The 16,238-nt window shown below is 58.4% G+C and carries 19 protein-coding genes; 13 read left to right on the top strand and 6 right to left on the bottom strand.

The window, feature by feature from the left end; genetic code table 11:
* Positions 1-220 precede the first annotated feature (220 nt).
* The 3 genes from JQC81_RS18060 (at position 221) to JQC81_RS18050 (ending at position 2,521) form a co-directional block, all read left to right on the top strand.
* Positions 221-772, top strand: coding sequence for a recombinase family protein (locus tag JQC81_RS18060; protein WP_246520510.1), 552 nt, complete (start codon positions 221-223; stop codon positions 770-772).
* 556 nt (positions 773-1,328) lie between these two features.
* Positions 1,329-1,799 (top strand): group I intron-associated PD-(D/E)XK endonuclease, encoded by a 471-nt coding sequence (locus JQC81_RS18055; protein ID WP_203273173.1) that lies wholly within the window; start codon positions 1,329-1,331, stop codon positions 1,797-1,799.
* 14 nt (positions 1,800-1,813) lie between these two features.
* Complete coding sequence (locus tag JQC81_RS18050; RefSeq protein ID WP_203273172.1) at positions 1,814-2,521, top strand: exonuclease domain-containing protein; 708 nt, start codon at positions 1,814-1,816, stop codon at positions 2,519-2,521.
* Positions 2,522-2,711: 190 nt separating this feature from the next.
* On the opposite strand, the gene JQC81_RS18045 is transcribed toward JQC81_RS18050, so the two are convergent.
* Entirely contained in the window at positions 2,712-3,653 is a 942-nt protein-coding gene (locus JQC81_RS18045) for a hypothetical protein (protein ID WP_203273171.1), read from the bottom strand.
* Positions 3,654-3,870: 217 nt separating this feature from the next.
* Between JQC81_RS18045 and JQC81_RS18040 the strand changes: the two genes are divergently transcribed.
* The 6 genes from JQC81_RS18040 (at position 3,871) to JQC81_RS18020 (ending at position 6,611) form a co-directional block, all read left to right on the top strand.
* On the top strand, positions 3,871-4,173 hold the full coding sequence (locus tag JQC81_RS18040) for a hypothetical protein (protein ID WP_203273170.1): 303 nt from the start codon (positions 3,871-3,873) through the stop codon (positions 4,171-4,173).
* A 232-nt stretch (positions 4,174-4,405) separates the two neighbouring features.
* Positions 4,406-5,056, top strand: coding sequence for a ParA family protein (locus JQC81_RS18035; protein ID WP_203273169.1), 651 nt, complete (start codon positions 4,406-4,408; stop codon positions 5,054-5,056).
* Positions 5,053-5,427 carry a Rap1a/Tai family immunity protein gene (locus JQC81_RS34385; RefSeq protein WP_376772418.1) on the top strand — a complete coding sequence of 125 codons (375 nt, stop codon included), beginning with the start codon at positions 5,053-5,055 and terminating at the stop codon, positions 5,425-5,427. Before JQC81_RS18035 ends, JQC81_RS34385 begins: the two co-directional genes overlap by 4 nt.
* Entirely contained in the window at positions 5,424-5,738 is a 315-nt protein-coding gene (locus JQC81_RS18030) for a hypothetical protein (protein WP_203273168.1), read from the top strand. The genes JQC81_RS34385 and JQC81_RS18030 overlap by 4 nt, the downstream gene beginning before the upstream one ends.
* A 26-nt stretch (positions 5,739-5,764) precedes the next feature.
* A complete protein-coding gene (locus JQC81_RS18025; protein WP_203273167.1) occupies positions 5,765-6,124 on the top strand; it encodes a hypothetical protein in 360 nt (119 codons plus the stop codon).
* Positions 6,125-6,215: 91 nt separating this feature from the next.
* On the top strand, positions 6,216-6,611 hold the full coding sequence (locus JQC81_RS18020; protein WP_203273166.1) for a zinc ribbon domain-containing protein: 396 nt from the start codon (positions 6,216-6,218) through the stop codon (positions 6,609-6,611).
* Positions 6,612-6,674: 63 nt separating this feature from the next.
* Here the strand turns inward: JQC81_RS18020 and JQC81_RS18015 are convergent, their stop codons facing one another.
* Genes JQC81_RS18015 through JQC81_RS18005 form a run of 3 tightly spaced genes read right to left on the bottom strand, consistent with a single transcriptional unit; the run spans position 6,675 to position 7,476 of the window.
* On the bottom strand, positions 6,675-6,914 hold the full coding sequence (locus tag JQC81_RS18015) for a hypothetical protein (protein WP_203273165.1): 240 nt from the start codon (positions 6,912-6,914) through the stop codon (positions 6,675-6,677).
* Between the two features lie 17 nt (positions 6,915-6,931).
* Complete coding sequence (locus tag JQC81_RS18010; protein ID WP_203273164.1) at positions 6,932-7,189, bottom strand: WGR domain-containing protein; 258 nt, start codon at positions 7,187-7,189, stop codon at positions 6,932-6,934.
* Positions 7,190-7,200: 11 nt separating this feature from the next.
* Complete coding sequence (locus tag JQC81_RS18005; protein WP_203273163.1) at positions 7,201-7,476, bottom strand: hypothetical protein; 276 nt, start codon at positions 7,474-7,476, stop codon at positions 7,201-7,203.
* A gap of 563 nt (positions 7,477-8,039) precedes the next feature.
* Here JQC81_RS18005 and JQC81_RS18000 point away from each other — a divergent pair.
* From JQC81_RS18000 to JQC81_RS17985, 4 genes are all read left to right on the top strand, one after another.
* A complete protein-coding gene (locus JQC81_RS18000) occupies positions 8,040-11,000 on the top strand; it encodes a Tn3 family transposase (RefSeq protein ID WP_203273162.1) in 2,961 nt (986 codons plus the stop codon).
* Positions 11,001-11,051: 51 nt separating this feature from the next.
* The gene (locus tag JQC81_RS17995; protein ID WP_246520509.1) at positions 11,052-11,615 is read left to right on the top strand and encodes an IS5 family transposase; all 564 of its coding nucleotides are present in this window, start codon (positions 11,052-11,054) and stop codon (positions 11,613-11,615) included.
* A 347-nt stretch (positions 11,616-11,962) separates the two neighbouring features.
* Complete coding sequence (locus tag JQC81_RS17990) at positions 11,963-14,623, top strand: cadherin-like domain-containing protein (protein ID WP_203273161.1); 2,661 nt, start codon at positions 11,963-11,965, stop codon at positions 14,621-14,623.
* A 92-nt stretch (positions 14,624-14,715) separates the two neighbouring features.
* Positions 14,716-15,414, top strand: a complete 699-nt coding sequence (locus tag JQC81_RS17985) for an IS6 family transposase (protein WP_203273160.1) — start codon at positions 14,716-14,718, stop codon at positions 15,412-15,414.
* A 5-nt stretch (positions 15,415-15,419) separates the two neighbouring features.
* Here the strand turns inward: JQC81_RS17985 and JQC81_RS34380 are convergent, their stop codons facing one another.
* Positions 15,420-15,602: a cytochrome c oxidase assembly protein gene (locus tag JQC81_RS34380; protein WP_376772419.1), complete on the bottom strand. Its 183-nt coding sequence runs from the start codon at positions 15,600-15,602 to the stop codon at positions 15,420-15,422.
* A 268-nt stretch (positions 15,603-15,870) separates the two neighbouring features.
* Positions 15,871-16,236 (bottom strand): hypothetical protein, encoded by a 366-nt coding sequence (locus JQC81_RS17975; RefSeq protein WP_203273158.1) that lies wholly within the window; start codon positions 16,234-16,236, stop codon positions 15,871-15,873.
* Positions 16,237-16,238: the final 2 nt, after the last annotated feature.

Below are 16,238 nucleotides of genomic sequence, written 5' to 3'. Positions count from 1 at the left end.
AACACCCGATGTATGCGCATCGATGATCATACATGTCAATTGGTTCCAATGAATTTTCTACGTATCTAGATATGGCGGGATCGGCAGCCGATCAAGAATGATAAAAAGCCAAGCGGTATAGGATTGTGCATAAATCACGAATTTCGCACAAAGACCCCGACACAATCGGATCAGTCACTTAGGCTGTGCAAATTATATGTGCGAAATAGGTGCTGATCCGATGGCTCTGATTGCTTACGCCCGCGTCTCCACTGAGGGGCAGACCCTCGAGGCCCAAGTCGACCAGCTGAAGGCTGCCGGGGCCGAGAAGATCTTCAAGGAGAAGATTTCGGGTGCTCGGGCCGACCGTCTCCAGCTCAAGAAGGCGATCACCGCCCTCGGGCCCGACGACGTGCTCCTCGTCACCCGGCTGGACCGCCTGGCCCGCTCGACCCGCGACCTCCTCAACGTCCTCGACGAGATCGCCAAGAAGGGCGCTGGCTTCCGGTCCCTGAACGATGCTTGGGCCGATACGACGACCCCGCATGGACGCTTGATGCTGACGGTGCTGGGAGGGCTGGCCGAGTTCGAGCGCGAGCTCATCCGGGCCAGGACTGGCGAAGGGCGTGAGCGGGCTAAGGCCCGCGGTGTGAAGCTTGGACGCAAGCCGAAGCTGACAAGGCATCAGAAGCAGGAGGCTCTTGCTCGACGTGAAGCTGGCGAGCCTCTAACTCAGATTGCGCGCAGCTACAATGTATCGCATTCGACGATCTCGCGCTTGATGGACGGGTAGAAAGGTGCCGGTTTGATGCCCTTTTGAGGTGAAATTCAAAACGCACATAAAAAGCTGAGCAGCAACAAAGACTTAGTTCATACAGGTGGTTTTGCCCCACATTGATTCTGGCTGCAGCAGACTAAAGGGAGTCCTTTGGTAAAATTAGATCTTGATGTGTTTTCAATAGCTTATCTGGCTATCGTTAACTGGACTCGACTCGGCCATGTTGCCTCTTAAGGGCATTACAAGGCATCAATGACAGATGAGCTTATGTCTCATTTGGAGCCTCCCCTCGGGAGGCGCGAAAGGAAAGAGCCGCTAAACCCCTGGCAGGGTCGCGGCTCTGGGTGGGGATGTCCCCGTGCTCTTGCCGAGCGAGGCCAACCCTACCCCTCCTGTCGCACAAGGACAAGGAGGAGGTTGCCGATGATGGCATCTGTCGAACTGGTCTAAGCGCCCGCTGCGGCACTCTCTAGCCACCTTACAGATCGACCAATCGCTCGTTGCTGATCGCATACGAGGCCGCCCTTCTGCGCGCCTTTGCCATCACTCCTGGGCTATCAAAGGGTTACCTATGAGCCAGTATTCTCTCTTCGACGATGACACCCCACCCAAAGCACTGCGGTCTACCCGCAATGACGTGCGGACCGGTGATGCTGCCGAGGCCCTCGTCCTCTTCAAGCTTCTGAACTGGGGCTTCGATGCCCACGACGCCCGCCGTGACCTCCCCTACGACATTGTCGTCGATGTGGGCGACGGACGGATCTGCCGGGTGCAGGTCAAGGGGCGCAGCAACGCCAAGCGCAGCCGCTGGGACTACAGAGCGACCCGGGGCAACTGGCGCTCCGCCACGGGCACCTACGCCTACGTGGACACCGACTATGACGTGTCGGCCTTCGTCGCGCTGTCCCTTGAAAAGGTGATCTTCGTGCCCGGTATTTACCCGACCTTCCGGGCGAGCACCGCCGACTTCCTGCGCACCGATAGTGAGGCGCAGAGCTGGGAGCGGGCGCTCCAGGTGTTCAAGCGCAAGCGACTCCAGTGAGCGGGGAGGAATCCATGACTATCTATTCCGACAAGCCTGCCCGCTTCCGCGTCCTCGACCTCGAAACCACCGGCATCAGCCCCGACGATGCTGTGGTAGAGATTGCCGCCGTCGACATCATCGGCCGGGAGGTCGTCCCCATCGGGTCGGACCTCGTCCGGCCCTACACCAAGATCCCGCCTCAGGCCTCGGCCGTGCACCACCTCACCGATGAGGACGTGGGCCACTGCCGCCCCCTTGAGGAGCTCCTGCCCCACTACCTCGACTACTCCCGCGAGGCCGACATCGACGTGTTCGCCTCGCACAACTGGCGCTTCGACAGCCAGTGGCTCGGGGACAAGCTGGATGGGCGCCCGGCGATCTGCACCTATAAGTGCGCCCTGCGGGTCTGGCCCGACGCTCCAGCGCACAACAACCAGGCGCTCCGCTACTGGCTGCGGCCGAAGGGCTTGTGCTCGGTGTTCGCCAGCAACGCCCATCGCGCTCTGCCCGATGCCTACGTCACGGCCTTTCTCCTGCGCGAGCTGCTGGAGCTCGCCACCGTCGAGGAGCTCATCGCCTGGACGACGGAGCCCGTGCTGCTGACCCGCGTGGCGTTTGGCAAGCACCGCGGCATGGCCTGGAGCGAGGTGCCGGCGGACTACCTGGCCTGGGTCGTGGAGAAGTCCGATCTGAACGACGACGTGAAGTTCACGGCCGAGCACTACCGGCGCCTGCGATAGGTCATATGCTACATGAGGCTGTGGCAGCACAGCCTCATACAACTATAGCACGCGATCTGTGTGGTGAATTGGCTTCGCAGAAGCTTGGTCCATACTACCTACGACAATGAAAGCACCCTGCGCGAGCATCATGACGATTAAAAACGAAAGAATGCGCTTAGTCATTTCAGATCCTCCTGTTTCATTCTGCTCATTGGAGTCCAATGAATTTAATCATAGCCGCATTGAACGCATCGCGGAGATACTCGATCGCGGATGGCGATGCTGAAAGTCCGGGAAAGGTCCATGTTCCATCAAGTGCAGGTGGGTGTAGGCAGAAAGCCAGATCGAATGCCTGCTCGCATTGCGTCTTATCATCCGCGAGGCCTGACATTTCAGCAGCATTGTAAGCTACCACGACACGTTTTGTCTTTTCGGCATTCCTAAGCAGGAGTTCAATTGCACCAATCTGGTGAAGCCACTTGGCACTTGCGCGGGCGTTGGCCAGCTCGGAGGGCTGGCCGTCATGCACCATGCGGTCATCAAGTGCATCAGCTGCATAAAGGTGCGCCTCGTAGGCTCGGACAAGAAAAAACTCAATAAAGCTTTGTTTGTCCTCGTCCATATGGACGCGAAAACCCTCAATGCTCTGTTTGAGCAGTTTTAGGGTTCTCTTGAGGGTTTTTGCCTCTTCCTCAAGACGAGCATCCTCATCGTCAGTCACAGCCAAACCATGCCTGACTTGAAAGATGTGCGTTTGCGCCAAAAGGTAGTCCAAGATGGCCGAGGTGATCTCCGAGGCGCTTGGCCGATGAACTGTATAAGTGCAGCGAGCAACCTCAATCAGGACTCCAAGCTCGCCGAAACGTTCATCCCGGCTCGCCATTGAGATGAGTTCATGGAGAAGGAATGCTTGCCGAGCAATGGTCTCATCTGTCAGGGACTCCGGAGCCTGAACATCGAAGAAAACAGCAGGGAGAGTGGCCAACGGATGTGTTCTTGCCACCTCACCCTCTGCGATACGCTTCAATGTATCGGGATGGACGGACTCGCCTCGTTCTCGCAACTCGTCCGAGATGTCCTCAAACGAATAGAGCTCAAGGTGCTTCAAGAACTCCCTGAGATGTTCAGAAGGGACGGTTCGACCAGGCATGTAGACCTCCTAGAAGAGATATCACTCCTACCTTAATATGGTGATGCTTCACTACCAGCAGAATACCCCCGATTTGCGCGCTGCCTTTCAGTTCTATCTGTGAGCCAGCCGGCAGATTGGCCCGAACTGCGGAAGTCGCTGTTTTTCTCCTGCATTGTGTCTTCATTACCGGATGCCGGATCCGCTGGTTCGACGTCCTTAGCAACAGGAGAAGACTATGAAGCTCATTGCTCTTTCTGCGGCCGCACTCATCACGGTGGGCAGCGCTACCTATGCTGAGGCTGGTGGCCTCTTTGGCAAGGGCGGCATCTTCCGCGGCACAGTGGGAAATTTCATCGACAAGCATGTCGAGCAGCCCATTCTCACCCCAATCGCTCGTGGAGCTACTGTCGCTGCTGGTGCTGCTGGTGGTGCTGCCGCAGGTGCACTGGTAGGCGCGCCCAATGCTGGCGCAGCTGTGGGAGCGGCGGTGGGCGATGCCATCAACGATGTTGCCGCAGGCAAGAAACCCGGTCAGTAATCTGACCTCTTCTAATAAGAGAAGGGGAGAGGTGCTTAGCACCTCTCCCCTTCTGCTGTTCCCGGTGGTGGGTGTCTCAACTACCGGCAACGGACGGCAGGCGGATGTATGTCAAACTGTTGGTTCTTAAGCAGTCGATGCCGCCTTTCATTTATTATTAACCATGCTCAGCCAGAAATCTTGCTGCTAGTTTGCAGCTTGCAAGCTTACAGCTGGAGCAATCGTTTTTACGATGACAACCATCATTGGACTGGTGAGCCAGAAGGGCGGGGTCGGTAAGACGACGGCCGCGATCAACCTGGCTGCGGAGCTGACGCGGCGCGGGTCCACGGTCGCGGTCATGGATGCGGATCCGGCGGCGAACGCCCTGGCGGTATCGGGGGACGGCCGGCTGCCCTTTCCAGTCAAGCCGCACTTGTTGGACACGGACGACGACAAGGCCGTTGGAGCTTGGGTGCGGGGCGTGAGGGCTGGCGGCTTGGACTTCGTGATTGTCGACGCGCCTGGCGCGATGGGTGCCGCCTTCGGGGCTACGATCGCGGTGGCCGATCTCGTCCTCGTGCCGGCCGGTGCGACGGTGCTGGACGTGCGCGGGGCCTCGGAAACTGTCGGAATCATTCGCCGGCATAGGAAGGCCGCCGGGAATGGCCGCCCTGATGTGCTGGTTGTGCCTAGCCGCGTCGATCGCCGAACCGGGGCAGGGCGGGAGGTCGTCACCATGCTGGCCGCGCTTACGGAGCCGGTCGCGCCGGTGATCTCATATCGTGCCGTGGTCGCTGATAGCCTGGCCGCCGGTGAGCCGGTGCCAAGTGAGAGTGAATCCGGCCGGGAGTTCTCGGCCCTGGCCGATGCTGTTCTTACTCGCTTAGGTGATAAGCTATGATAAGTAAAATCTCAAAAATATCCGTATATGTCTTGTTAATGTTAGGAGCTTCTTCAAGTATTAATGTGACATTGGCATACTTTACTCAAGGGGAGCATCTTCATAAAACTTGCACAACCGATCCGTTTTCGGCTCTTAGGTATGTTCTCGGCGTAGTTGACGCACATGAATGGGACTATATCGCAAATGATATGCCAAATTCTAAGATATGTATCCCTGATGAAGCTAATGGCGCTCAGATAAGGGACACAGTATGCAAGTATATTTCTGACAACCCTCATGTCAGGCACCTCCCTGCTGTTAGATTAACTTTTAATTCTCTTGAATCAGCTTTTCCCTGCGGCGGAAATACAAATAGGGACTTACCATGACTAAACGTCCAAGCGCTGCGCAATTGATCACTGAACGGACGGCGCGGGCGGCCGCGGCCGCCGTCAATGAGGAAGCCCAGGAGGAAGCCCTCACGACGAACTTCCAGGCCTCCTTACCCGCGCCAGGGCTCTACGATCCTGGCGAACTCGATGGCCGGTCGTTGCGTGCCACGAACCGGACGCACCAATTCGCCACGCGGATCAAGCTGGAGACGCACAAGCAGATGAAGCGGATCGTGGCTCGCGATGGAATCACACTCGGAGAACTGATCGAGAAGGCCATTGAGGCCTATGAAAAAGAACGCGGCTAGATAGCTGCTATTTTGGCTTGTTATTCATGACAGAGAAGACACTCACCGACCGGATTATGAGCCGGCTCCTTGGTGACGATTGGAAAGAGCTGCTGCTTATGACTGCGGCGTTCATGCTGTTCGTCACGATGTTCATCGGACCGCTCTATAATGGGTTTTTAGTGAGCCTGCTTTGGAACTGGTTCGTCGTTCCTTTAGGGCTACCACAGCTAAACGTTCTTCAAGCGGCAGGTATCTTTATTCTTATAGCGCTCGTCACCGGACCTGGGCCCGACACGTCTAAGTGGACGGGAAAGGAAGCGATGGCCCATGAGGTAATGAAACTCGTATTTGTTGGATATGCCTACGGCCTCAAGATTCTTATGGGAAGCCAATTCGCGTTCTGATTATGCAGGAGACTAGGTTGGTGGGTAGCAGCTAGATATCTAACTGCCAGAGTTCTCGGATCAGCATTTCATAACTGCCGTGGGGGCATAGATGGAGCTTCTATTCTTCTGGATTGGTGGCGCGGTCCTTGTTGCGGTCGTCGCCAGTAACAAGGGGCGCTCTGGCCCTGGCTGGTTCTTCCTCTCGCTCCTGATCTCGCCGCTGTTGACGCTGATCGCCGTCGCGGTGATGTCGCGGGTGGAGCCGATCGAGGCCTCTAAGACATGCCCACGCTGCGCAGAGAGTGTGAAGCCGGCCGCCATCGTCTGTAAGCATTGCGGCTTCGAGTTCTCGGGCGTGCCTCAACAGGCGAACTACAAGGGCGTTCCCTACATGGTCTTGTCGAACGGCCAGGTCACTATGACAGTCGAAGGCAGAACGACAACCTGGCCGAACCTTACGGCCTTTCATGAGCACGTCAACAGGATACGCAAGCTGCGCGTTTAGATTGCTGCTAGAAAGATAGCTGCAAGATTCAGGCCTGCCCAGTGGCGGGACTTTTCCTGGTGTTCAAACGTAAGTGTTGACTTCAGGTATTCCCCACAGTTCAGCGAGCCGCACAGCCTCTTTCAATGCCGACTCTGGGCTTCGGGCGAAGAACGTTCCACCGATCGGGAAGCCAGAATTATCAGCCTGAAAATCTACTTTATAGGCGGTCTTGATCTCTTCATCCTGGTTATGATCGACCAAAATGAAATTATCCGGATCGGATGGACTTTGGCTGCGGTCAAGCTTAACAATCGCCGGCATTGCTTCTCTTTCTTTGATTACAAGTCACAATAACCTTTTCGACGTTTTAAACGCGCAATGGTTTCGAGCGCCTGGCCGGCGGCGTCGACGGTCTCGAAGATCTCGGCGAGCTCCTGGCCGTTGGTGCCGATCCTCCCCCAATTCCGGACAAGCCGGATTGTGCCGAACAGGTCGTGCTCGATCATGATCGAGTAGAACCGTCGGATTCCTTGCTCGGGGTCGATCCGGTGAAGCACAAGATGATGCTTGATCGGTGATCGGAACTCGTCAGGCACGCTTGGCGGCCTCAGACCAACTTGCTGTTCCCTTCCTTGGAGGGCTTTCGGTGGACGCTCGTGATCAGATCGTGCAGCTTGTGGAGGTTCTCGTTATCGTCGGTCTGGCACATCTCGAAGGCTAGCGTTTCGACCTGCATCCATAGTTGCTTGAGCCGCCAGGATTCGTCTGAGACGGAATTGAAGTCTTCTGACATGACCTGATAACGGCGGTTTAGCTGGTCGATCAGGTCTGCGGCCTCCTTTGGGTTCTGTGCGACCCACTGCGGATCTGTTCTCTCGCTCATTCTCACAACTCCTCTTTCAGATCAGAATCTCGTTTCGTGTTGTCGGTGCCAAAACCGCCTCGGCTTTGCCGAAAACCCTCTTCGAGTCGTGCAAGGGCGGCTTCAAGTTGTGGGTTTGGGTCTAAGGCTTGTGCAGGAAGGCCGATTCCTTTCTTTATGTGTCCCATAAGCACTGTCATTTTGAGAGCTTCGCTCCCTTTGGGACACTTTGCGACTGAAGCCACAGGGGAGGGCGTGGACGGCTGGCGGGCTGCGTTGGGTGCAATCGGCCACCGATCGCCAGGAACGCCGCCACGGGCCGTCGCTGCGCGCCTGTTGGCTGCCAGGAAGCCCGGGGCGTAGTCGTTGGGGAGCGCGCAAGGTTTGTGCAATAAACCTCGGTGAACCGGACAAAGCAGGAACATAGAAGATGATGGGCAGAGCGTGATCGGCCTACCCTCCCCGCTCACTCTGTGGACAGCGGCCAAACAGGATTCGGTGCCCCGCTCTCGTCAATCCCATAATCCCGTCCGGGACCCCGGCCTCCTTTCAATCATCAAGCCGGGGCTGTGTAGGGGCGTACAATGGCACAACGTGGCTTGCTGACTGAGGATGAACGCCAACTCGTGTTCGGTGTCCCTCGGCAGGAACACCTGATCATCAAGCACTGTACCCTCAGCCAAGACGACCTTGATCTGGTGTTGCGCAAGCGCGGTGCCCGCAACCAGCTCGGGTTTGCAGTGCAACTCTGTCTTCTGCGGTATCCCGGGTTTGGGCTGCGCCTCAACGAGGCTCCTCCGCGAGAGATGCTCACCTTCCTGGCAAGCCAGCTTCAGGTCTCACCTCACGTCTTCGAGGATTACAGCCGGCGGCCACAAACCCGGCTCGATCATGCCGCCGAATTGATGGCCCGCCTGAACTTGCGGCCCGCAGTGCAGGAGGACTGGCCGCTCATGCTGAACGTTGCGGCGGAAGCAGCCTGGGCGACGGACAATGGGGTAGCGATTGTTCAGGCAGTTCTTGACTGGTTGCGCACTCATCGGATCATTCTGCCAGCGCCCAACAGGCTCGAGCGGCTTGCCCGTGCCGGCCGAGCCCTGGCCCGCAGGCGCGCTGCCCAGGCGCTTCTTGCTCCTTTGACAGAGGATCAGCTCACGGCAATCGATGCCCTGCTGGTGAATGACCCCACGCTCATGCGCACTCCCCTCGCCTGGCTACGCGATATCGCCGAAGCTCCCAATTCCTCCAACATGACGGCACTCCTTGAGCGGTTGACCTTCGCTCGGTCCCTCCAGATCAGCCCCGAGATCGTGAGCCGGGTCCACGAACGCCGCTTTCAGCAGTTCGTGCGCGAGGGATCTGTCGCTCCAGCCTTCCTGATTGACGAATACGGCATGCGTCGGCGTCGGACGACACTTGTAGCGCAGATCATTGAACTCGAGGCGAAACTGGCCGACGCTGCCATCGCGATGTTTGATCGCCTGGTGGGTAGCCTCTTCACCCGTGCCCGCCGACGCCAGGAGCGCGCCTATCAGACCACAGGTCGCGAAGTCAGCCGCCTGATGCGCCTGTTCCATTCGACCATCACGGCCCTGAGCACTGCCCGCGCCACGCGGGGAGATCCATTCGAGATCATTGATGAGGAGGTTGGCTGGAGCCGGTTGATCAAAGTCCAGCCGCAAGTTGAGGAACTGGCTCAACTCGCTGATGGCGACACACTCGTCATGGCAGCCGCGAAGTTCATGACGGTACGCCGCTTCGCACTGCCCTTCCTGGAGGCCTTCACCTTCCGCAGCACCAGCCGGCTCAACCCTGTTCTTGCGGCGCTCAACGTGATCCGGAACAGCCTCCGCTCCCGTCGCCGGGAGTTGCCTCAGAAGCCTCCCACGTCATTCCTTCCAAAGACCTGGCAGCAGTTGATCATGGAAGCGGGTCAACCGGACTGGCGGCTGTATGAGACGGCCGTGTTTGCCGTGCTGCGGGATCGCCTGCGCTCCGGCGACATTTGGGTCGAGGGCACCCGCAACTACCAGCGCTTCGATACCTATCTGCTGCCTCCGGCCTCTGCCCCGTCAGCGATCGCCACCTTGAAAGCCCCGGATGATGCGGATGCGTATCTGGCCGAGCGGAGCCAGCTTCTCGAGTGGCGGCTGAAGCGGTTCGCCCGAGCGCTGAGCAAGAATGCCGTGCCGGGTGTCTCCCTTCGTGGCGAGGAACTCCATGTGACCCCACTGCGGGCCCTCACGCCTCCAGAAGCGGATCGGCTTGATCGCGATCTCGACCTGCTGGTTCCGAACATCCGCATCACCGAACTGCTGAACGAAGTCGCACAGGCGACTGGCTTTGCGCACAGCTTCACGGATCTGCGCGACGGCAGGCCGGTCGATGATGTAACGGCTGTTCTGGCGGCGGTGCTAGCCGATGCGACCAATCTGGGCATTGAGAGAATGGCCGATGCCTCTCAGGGCGTGACCAAGGCTCAACTCACTTGGGTACATTCCTGGTACCTACGGGAGGAAACCTACAAGGCAGCGCTCGGAGCCATCGTCGATGCGCACCAACGTCTCCCGCTGGCTGCCCTCTGGGGCGACGGGAGCACGTCCTCCTCAGACGGGCAGTTCTTCCGTACCGGGCGCAGGAGTGCCGGAGCCGGCGAGGTCAACGCGAAGTATGGCTCGGATCCTGGTGTGAAGTTCTACACCCATCTGTCGGATCAGTACGGCCCTTTCCACACCAAGGTGATCTCGGCCACCACAAGCGAGGCGCCGCATGTTCTGGATGGCCTGCTGCATCACGGAACCGGATTGTCGATCCATGAGCACTACACCGACACGGGCGGCGCCACCGACCACGTCTTTGGCCTGTGCAACCTCCTCGGCTTCCGGTTTGTGCCCCGCCTGCGGGACCTGAAGGATCGGCGGCTGGCCACCATGGCGGGCCTGGAGGTGCCGAGCAGTCTCCAGCCATTGATGGGCCGCCCGATCCGCGCCGACATGGTTCGTCAAGGCTGGGACGAGGTGCTGCATCTGGCAGCCTCCCTCAAAGCTGGCACCGTTGCTCCGTCCGTGATGCTGAAGAAGCTGAGTGCCTACAAGCGCCAGAACCGGGTGGATCTCGCCCTCCAGGAGATCGGAAGGATCGAGCGGAGCCTGTTCACGCTCGACTGGCTGGAGAGCCCGGACCTGCGGCGGCGCTGTCATGTCGGCCTCAACAAGGGCGAGGCCCGCAATTCCTTGGCTCAGGCAATTTTTGCCCATAAGCAGGGCCGGATCACGGATCGAACGTTTGAGAACCAGAGCTACCGGGCTTCGGGACTCAATCTGGTGATCGCTGCAATCGTGTACTGGAATACGCTCTACATGGGTCGAGCGGTGGAGCATCTGCGATCTCAAGGCAGGATCGTGCCGGATGAGCTTCTCACGCATATCGCGCCACTGGGCTGGCGGCATATTAGCCTAACCGGCGACTATCTCTGGCAGCATGCTGTTACTGGAGCCGGGCAGCAGCGTCCGCTCCGCAATGTCCGCCACCGAGACGCTGCCTGAGGGGTGCTCACCTGAGGAATGTTCACGCTTCGTCCAAGGTACCGAGGTTTATTGCACAAACCTTGCGCGCTCCCCTGTTTGGTCGAGAAGCACGGCACTCGCACACATCGATCCTGGCGCAAGCTGCACATCGGTGTTGGCGCTGAGACCGGGCAGATCCTCGCGGCGGAACTGACGACCAGCGAGGTCGATGATGGCTCGCAGGTCGAGCCCTTGCTCGATCAGATCCCAGGTCCACTCGCCTCCTTTACCGGTGATGGAGCCTACGATCAGACTCGCATCTACGACACTATCGCCAAGCGCTATCCGGATGCTGACGTGTTCGTTCCGACACGATCAACGGCAGTGCTGACTGAGACGGCGCAGAGCACTCCGACCCAGCGCGATCGGCATCTCCAAAGCATCGCGGAGCATGGACGCACGGGTTGGCAGACGAGGTCCGGGTACACGCGTCGGGCCCTCGTCGAGGCGGCCATCAGCTGGCTTAAACGAGTGACCGGGGACGCGCTGCGCTCGCGGACGGATCGGCGTCGCCTGACGGAGATGGCCATCGCCATTGCTGCCCTGAACCGCATGCTCGAGCTTGGATGCCCGAAGTCAGTCCGCATCACCTAAACTGAAGGCATGGGATAGGCGGAATGCGTTCACAAACCGATCCGTGCAACACGGTCGCCCGCGATAGGAGAGAAAGAGTTGCGACAGCGGCGGTCGATCTAGATCGCGCATAGTACCGCCTGCGCAATTGGGGTTGATGAGGTTAGTTGCTGGGGCTTGGCTGCCCGAGAAGCTTGGCTTTGATGTGGCAGTCGGGCATCCAACTCGTATGAGTGATAATCCTTCTGCGCCAGTCGCTTGCCACCGTGTCGCCTCGCTTTGAATTTCAGTGTCAGGAGCTTTGTCCCAAAGCTTCATTCGCATTGTTGCATACCTAACTGCTCTGACCCTGAAATGGAAACCCACTGATGCCGACTATCTCCGCCTCGGATTATGGTGCTACACCCAACAACACAACAAACGATTCTGCAGCCATCAACGCAGCAATCAGAGCGGCAAATGCCCAGTACCTGAAGAACCCGTCCGCTGGGCCAGTCACCGTAACTCTTCCGGCTGGCACTTTCATTGTCTCAGGCACAGGGGACAAGAGCGATGGAGCCATCAAACTGCTCACCGGCACCATTCTTCAGGGCGCGGGCATGGGTCAGACGATCCTAAAGGTGGCCGACGGTTGGTCAGGCGACATCACCGGTGTCGTGCGAACGCCATACAACGAGGTCACCAAGGATGCCGGCCTGTTGAACCTGACCATTGACGGTAACCGTGACCAGACGACTGGCAAGATCGACGGCTTTTATACCGGCGTACGTCCTGGCAGCACTCAGCAGGACGCCGACATCCGCGTTGCCGGTGTGGAGATCCTGGATTGTTCCGGCTACGGCTTTGACCCGCACGAACAGACCATCCGCCTAACAATCGAGAACTGCGTCTCGCATGGCAACGGCTTGGATGGCTTTGTGGCTGACTACATCATTGACGGTGTCTACCGCAACAACATTGCTTACGACAACGATCGTCACGGCTTCAACATTACGACTACGGCGACCAACCTTCTGCTCTCAAACAACGAAGCCTATGGCAATGGCTCGGCAGGCGTCGTTGTGCAGCGCGGCTCCGAGAACATCCCTTGGCCAAGCGACATCCAGATTGTCGGAGGCAAGTACTACAACAATGCTCGCGAAGGCATTCTCACCAGGATGGCCGACGATGTCACCGTTGACGGAGCGACAGTTTACGGCAACCAACGACAGGGAGTGCGGATCGAGGGGTCAACCGATACTACCGTTCAGAACAGCACCATCTACAACAACTCGCAGGCGGGCCATAACACCTACGATGAAGTTCAGATCATCCAACGTGCGGATAGCACGACCGGTCGAACGTACTATTCAACCAACTCGCAGATCCTGAACAATAAAATCTATTCGGATGGCGCAATTGACGCCCGCTATGGAGTCCGGGAAGAACCAACAAACGACGATGCTGGGGCGACGGGCACTGTGGTGTCCGGCAACACTATCACCGGTATGGCCTCAGGCACAACCTCTGTACCCAGCACCACGGACAGTCCGGTGGTCGCAGCAGACGACACCTACAGCGCCACAGAAGACGCAGTCCTCACGGTTGGAGCGGCCCAAGGTGTTCTGGCCAACGACACGGCCTCCGATGGCGGCAAAGCGGCAGTTGCGGGGCAGATCACCACCGTCCAAGGCGGCACCGTGGCGCTCAACAAGGATGGCTCTTTCACCTACACGCCAAAAGCCAACTTCTTCGGCTCAGATAGCTTCACCTACACTGCTGTCGATGTGGACGGCGATCGGGACAGTGGCACCGTGACGCTGAACGTGCAGGATGTCGCGGACACAAACCCGCAGCCGCCCACAAGCGGGCTTCCGGCGATTGGTCTCGGCACAACCCAGCTGGAAACGCTGGCCCTAAACAGGTTCACTATCATCAGCCTCAGCTCAGCTCAGGGGGGGCAGGCGGTAGAGAACCGGAACAAGGATCTTGAGGCCACAGCCAAGGGGACGTTCACGGGCGAGAGTGGCACTTACAAGGTCAAGGTAGCCTATTACGACGAGACCGATGGCGCGTCTCCGATGGGTATCCGGATCAACGGTGCGACAGCAGCCTCCTGGATCGCTGATAAGCAGCTCGGATCTACGGGATCTGATGTCAGAACGCTCACTTCCTATGAGGTGCAACTTCAGCTGACAAAGGGAGCCACCATCGAGATCTATGGCACCCGCAAGGATGCCGAGCTTGTGCGGGTTGATGCGCTCACGGTCGAGCCTGCCAGCACCCCAACGCCTCCTGCCGACAATCCTGTCGTAGCAGCGAGCGATACCTACAGCGCGACCGAGGACACCGTCCTGACCGTTAGTGCCGCACAGGGTGTTCTGGCCAACGACACGGCTCTGGACGGTGGCAAGGCGGCAGTTGCAGGGCAGATCACCACTGCTCAGGGCGGTACTGTGGCGCTTAACGGTGATGGCTCCTTCACCTATACGCCGAAGATTGACTTCTTTGGCTCTGACAGCTTCAGCTACACGGCTTTCGACACCGACGGAGATCGGGCCACCGGCATCGTGACGCTGAACGTGCAGGATGTCCCAGAGACCAGTCCACCGCCGCCCACAAGTCAGTTTCCGGCGATCAGCGTCGGCACAACGCAGTTGGAAAAGCTTGCACTCAACAAATTCACCTTAATCAGCCTAAGCTCGGCGCAAGGTGGGCAAGCGGTGGAGAACCGGAACAAGGATGTCGAGGCGACCGCCAAAGGGACGTTCACGGGACAGACAGGCACCTACAAAGTCCAGGTCGCTTATTATGACGAGAGCGACGGTGCATCCCCGATGGGCATCCGCGTCAACGGTGCGACAGCAGCCTCGTGGATCGCTGGTAAGCAGCTCGGATCTACGGGATCTGATGTCAGAACGCTCACCTTCTACGAGGCTCAGCTTAATCTGGCCCAAGGATCCACCTTCGAGGTTTATGGTACTCGCAAGGATGCCGAACTGGTGCGGATTGACCACGTCTCGATTAACGACTGGCAAATGATCGCCTAAAGCATGTACTGCACGCCCATAGGTTCCGTCGCAAACATTTTGTTTCATAGTTTCAGCTACGGTGGCTGCGGTCACAGCAGCGGAGACGGGGGATGTTCAAGGGCAGGCATTTTGATCGATCAGTGATCCTGCTCTGCATCCGGTGGTATTTGGCTTACAATCTCAGCCTCCGAAACTTGGAGGAGATGATGGCTGAGCGCGGCATCTCAGTCGATCACGCGACTATTCACAGATGGGTTATCCGGTACTCACCCGAACTTCTACAGCGCTTCAATACCCGCAAGAGGGTCGTCACCCGCAAGTGGCACATCGACGAAACTTACATCAAGGTCAAAGGTCGTTGGATGTACCTTTACCGGGCGATCGACAGCAACGGCGACACGGTTGAGTTCTGGTTCAGCGAGCGGCGTAACCTCACTGCTGCCAAGCAGTTCCTGCGCAATGCGCTCAAACGGCACGGTCGCCCCGAGCGGATCGTGATCGACGGGAGCCAAACCAACCGTGAGGCGATCCTGTCCTGCGATACCGCTGACCGGCTCCAGGACAAGTCAGGATGCAAGCTGAAACCGATCAGGATCAGGCAGAGTCAATATCTCAACAACCGCATTGAGCAGGATCACCGTGCCGTCAAACGCCGCGTACGTCCAATGCTCGGCTTCAAGTCTGCTGACAGTGCCCGAGTGATCTTGGGAGGCATCGAGTTGATCCACATGATGCGTAAACAACAGGCGAAATATGCCTGCAGTCAGCAGTTGCCGCTCGCCAAACATTTTGACTTGCTCGCCGCATAAGCGCGTCACGAAGCTCCTGCTACTTTCTCATCCCTGCCTCGGATTTGCGACGGAGCCAAGCCTCGTGGAAGCGCCCAGGGAAAAGCAGCGCCCGGAAACCCGGCGAGAAGAAGCGGCGGCGCGACGGCAACAAGGAGAGTGTGCTGTGCCATGTGCGCCGAGAAGAGGGTCTCGCCAAGAGGATCCAGGGCGAAACAAGGGAGATCACGAGGATGAGCTCACCACCGATGAAAGCGCCGACACGAGGCATCGAAATGCCTCTGCCCCAACCGGCTCTGTTCCATAGGCGCAACACACCACGTCCATACAGCCAATCCACGATGATGAGCGGCACCCATATCCAGGGGTCGAAGGTCCAGTGGTGCCATAGATCATCGGGCCCGATGGGCTTGCCATCACCGTGGGCGGCCGCAGGACCGGCGGCAATGACAATCAGCAGGGGAAGAGCCAGGCAGCTCAACCGCATGGCGGCACCAGCAGGGCCGGGATGCCATTCCAGACGATGGCGACGAAGGAGAGCCCAGCAATGGTCATGGTGGTATAGCGCATGAAGTCATTGACGGGCTTGTCATCCCGCGAGTGATAGGCTGGACCTCGACGCCGCAGAGCGAGAAAGAACACCAAGGCTGTCGCGAGAAGTGCGGCCAGCGTTATGCCTGTCACGACAAACGGGACGATGCCGATACCCATGAGCTCCATCCCTGCGAACCGGCGGGCGCAGGCCAGGGAATTGAACACATAAACCAGCGTGAACTGGGCCGCCCACACGAGAAGCCCGCCCGTCATGAACAGCGATTTGCGGATGAAATCGTTATCGCCCATCG

This window comes from Microvirga arabica, from assembly GCF_016811235.1.
Classification (GTDB): Bacteria; Pseudomonadota; Alphaproteobacteria; order Rhizobiales; family Beijerinckiaceae; genus Microvirga; species Microvirga arabica.
Note: the sequence above shows the minus strand (reverse complement) of the source record. Positions and strands in the feature narration are given on the sequence as shown.

Bases quoted from the DNA above. Each gene is read 5' to 3' on its own strand.
- JQC81_RS18060 (WP_246520510.1), top strand. From the start codon at position 221: ATGGCTCTGATTGCTTACGCCCGCGTCTCCACTGAGGGGCAGACCCTC.
- JQC81_RS18055 (WP_203273173.1), top strand. From the start codon at position 1,329: ATGAGCCAGTATTCTCTCTTCGACGATGACACCCCACCCAAAGCACTG.
- JQC81_RS18050 (WP_203273172.1), top strand. From the start codon at position 1,814: ATGACTATCTATTCCGACAAGCCTGCCCGCTTCCGCGTCCTCGACCTC.
- JQC81_RS18045 (WP_203273171.1), bottom strand. From the start codon at position 3,653: ATGCCTGGTCGAACCGTCCCTTCTGAACATCTCAGGGAGTTCTTGAAG.
- JQC81_RS18040 (WP_203273170.1), top strand. From the start codon at position 3,871: ATGAAGCTCATTGCTCTTTCTGCGGCCGCACTCATCACGGTGGGCAGC.
- JQC81_RS18035 (WP_203273169.1), top strand. From the start codon at position 4,406: ATGACAACCATCATTGGACTGGTGAGCCAGAAGGGCGGGGTCGGTAAG.
- JQC81_RS34385 (WP_376772418.1), top strand. From the start codon at position 5,053: ATGATAAGTAAAATCTCAAAAATATCCGTATATGTCTTGTTAATGTTA.
- JQC81_RS18030 (WP_203273168.1), top strand. From the start codon at position 5,424: ATGACTAAACGTCCAAGCGCTGCGCAATTGATCACTGAACGGACGGCG.
- JQC81_RS18025 (WP_203273167.1), top strand. From the start codon at position 5,765: ATGACAGAGAAGACACTCACCGACCGGATTATGAGCCGGCTCCTTGGT.
- JQC81_RS18020 (WP_203273166.1), top strand. From the start codon at position 6,216: ATGGAGCTTCTATTCTTCTGGATTGGTGGCGCGGTCCTTGTTGCGGTC.
- JQC81_RS18015 (WP_203273165.1), bottom strand. From the start codon at position 6,914: ATGCCGGCGATTGTTAAGCTTGACCGCAGCCAAAGTCCATCCGATCCG.
- JQC81_RS18005 (WP_203273163.1), bottom strand. From the start codon at position 7,476: ATGAGCGAGAGAACAGATCCGCAGTGGGTCGCACAGAACCCAAAGGAG.
- JQC81_RS18000 (WP_203273162.1), top strand. From the start codon at position 8,040: ATGGCACAACGTGGCTTGCTGACTGAGGATGAACGCCAACTCGTGTTC.
- JQC81_RS17990 (WP_203273161.1), top strand. From the start codon at position 11,963: ATGCCGACTATCTCCGCCTCGGATTATGGTGCTACACCCAACAACACA.
- JQC81_RS17985 (WP_203273160.1), top strand. From the start codon at position 14,716: ATGTTCAAGGGCAGGCATTTTGATCGATCAGTGATCCTGCTCTGCATC.
- JQC81_RS17975 (WP_203273158.1), bottom strand. From the start codon at position 16,236: ATGGGCGATAACGATTTCATCCGCAAATCGCTGTTCATGACGGGCGGG.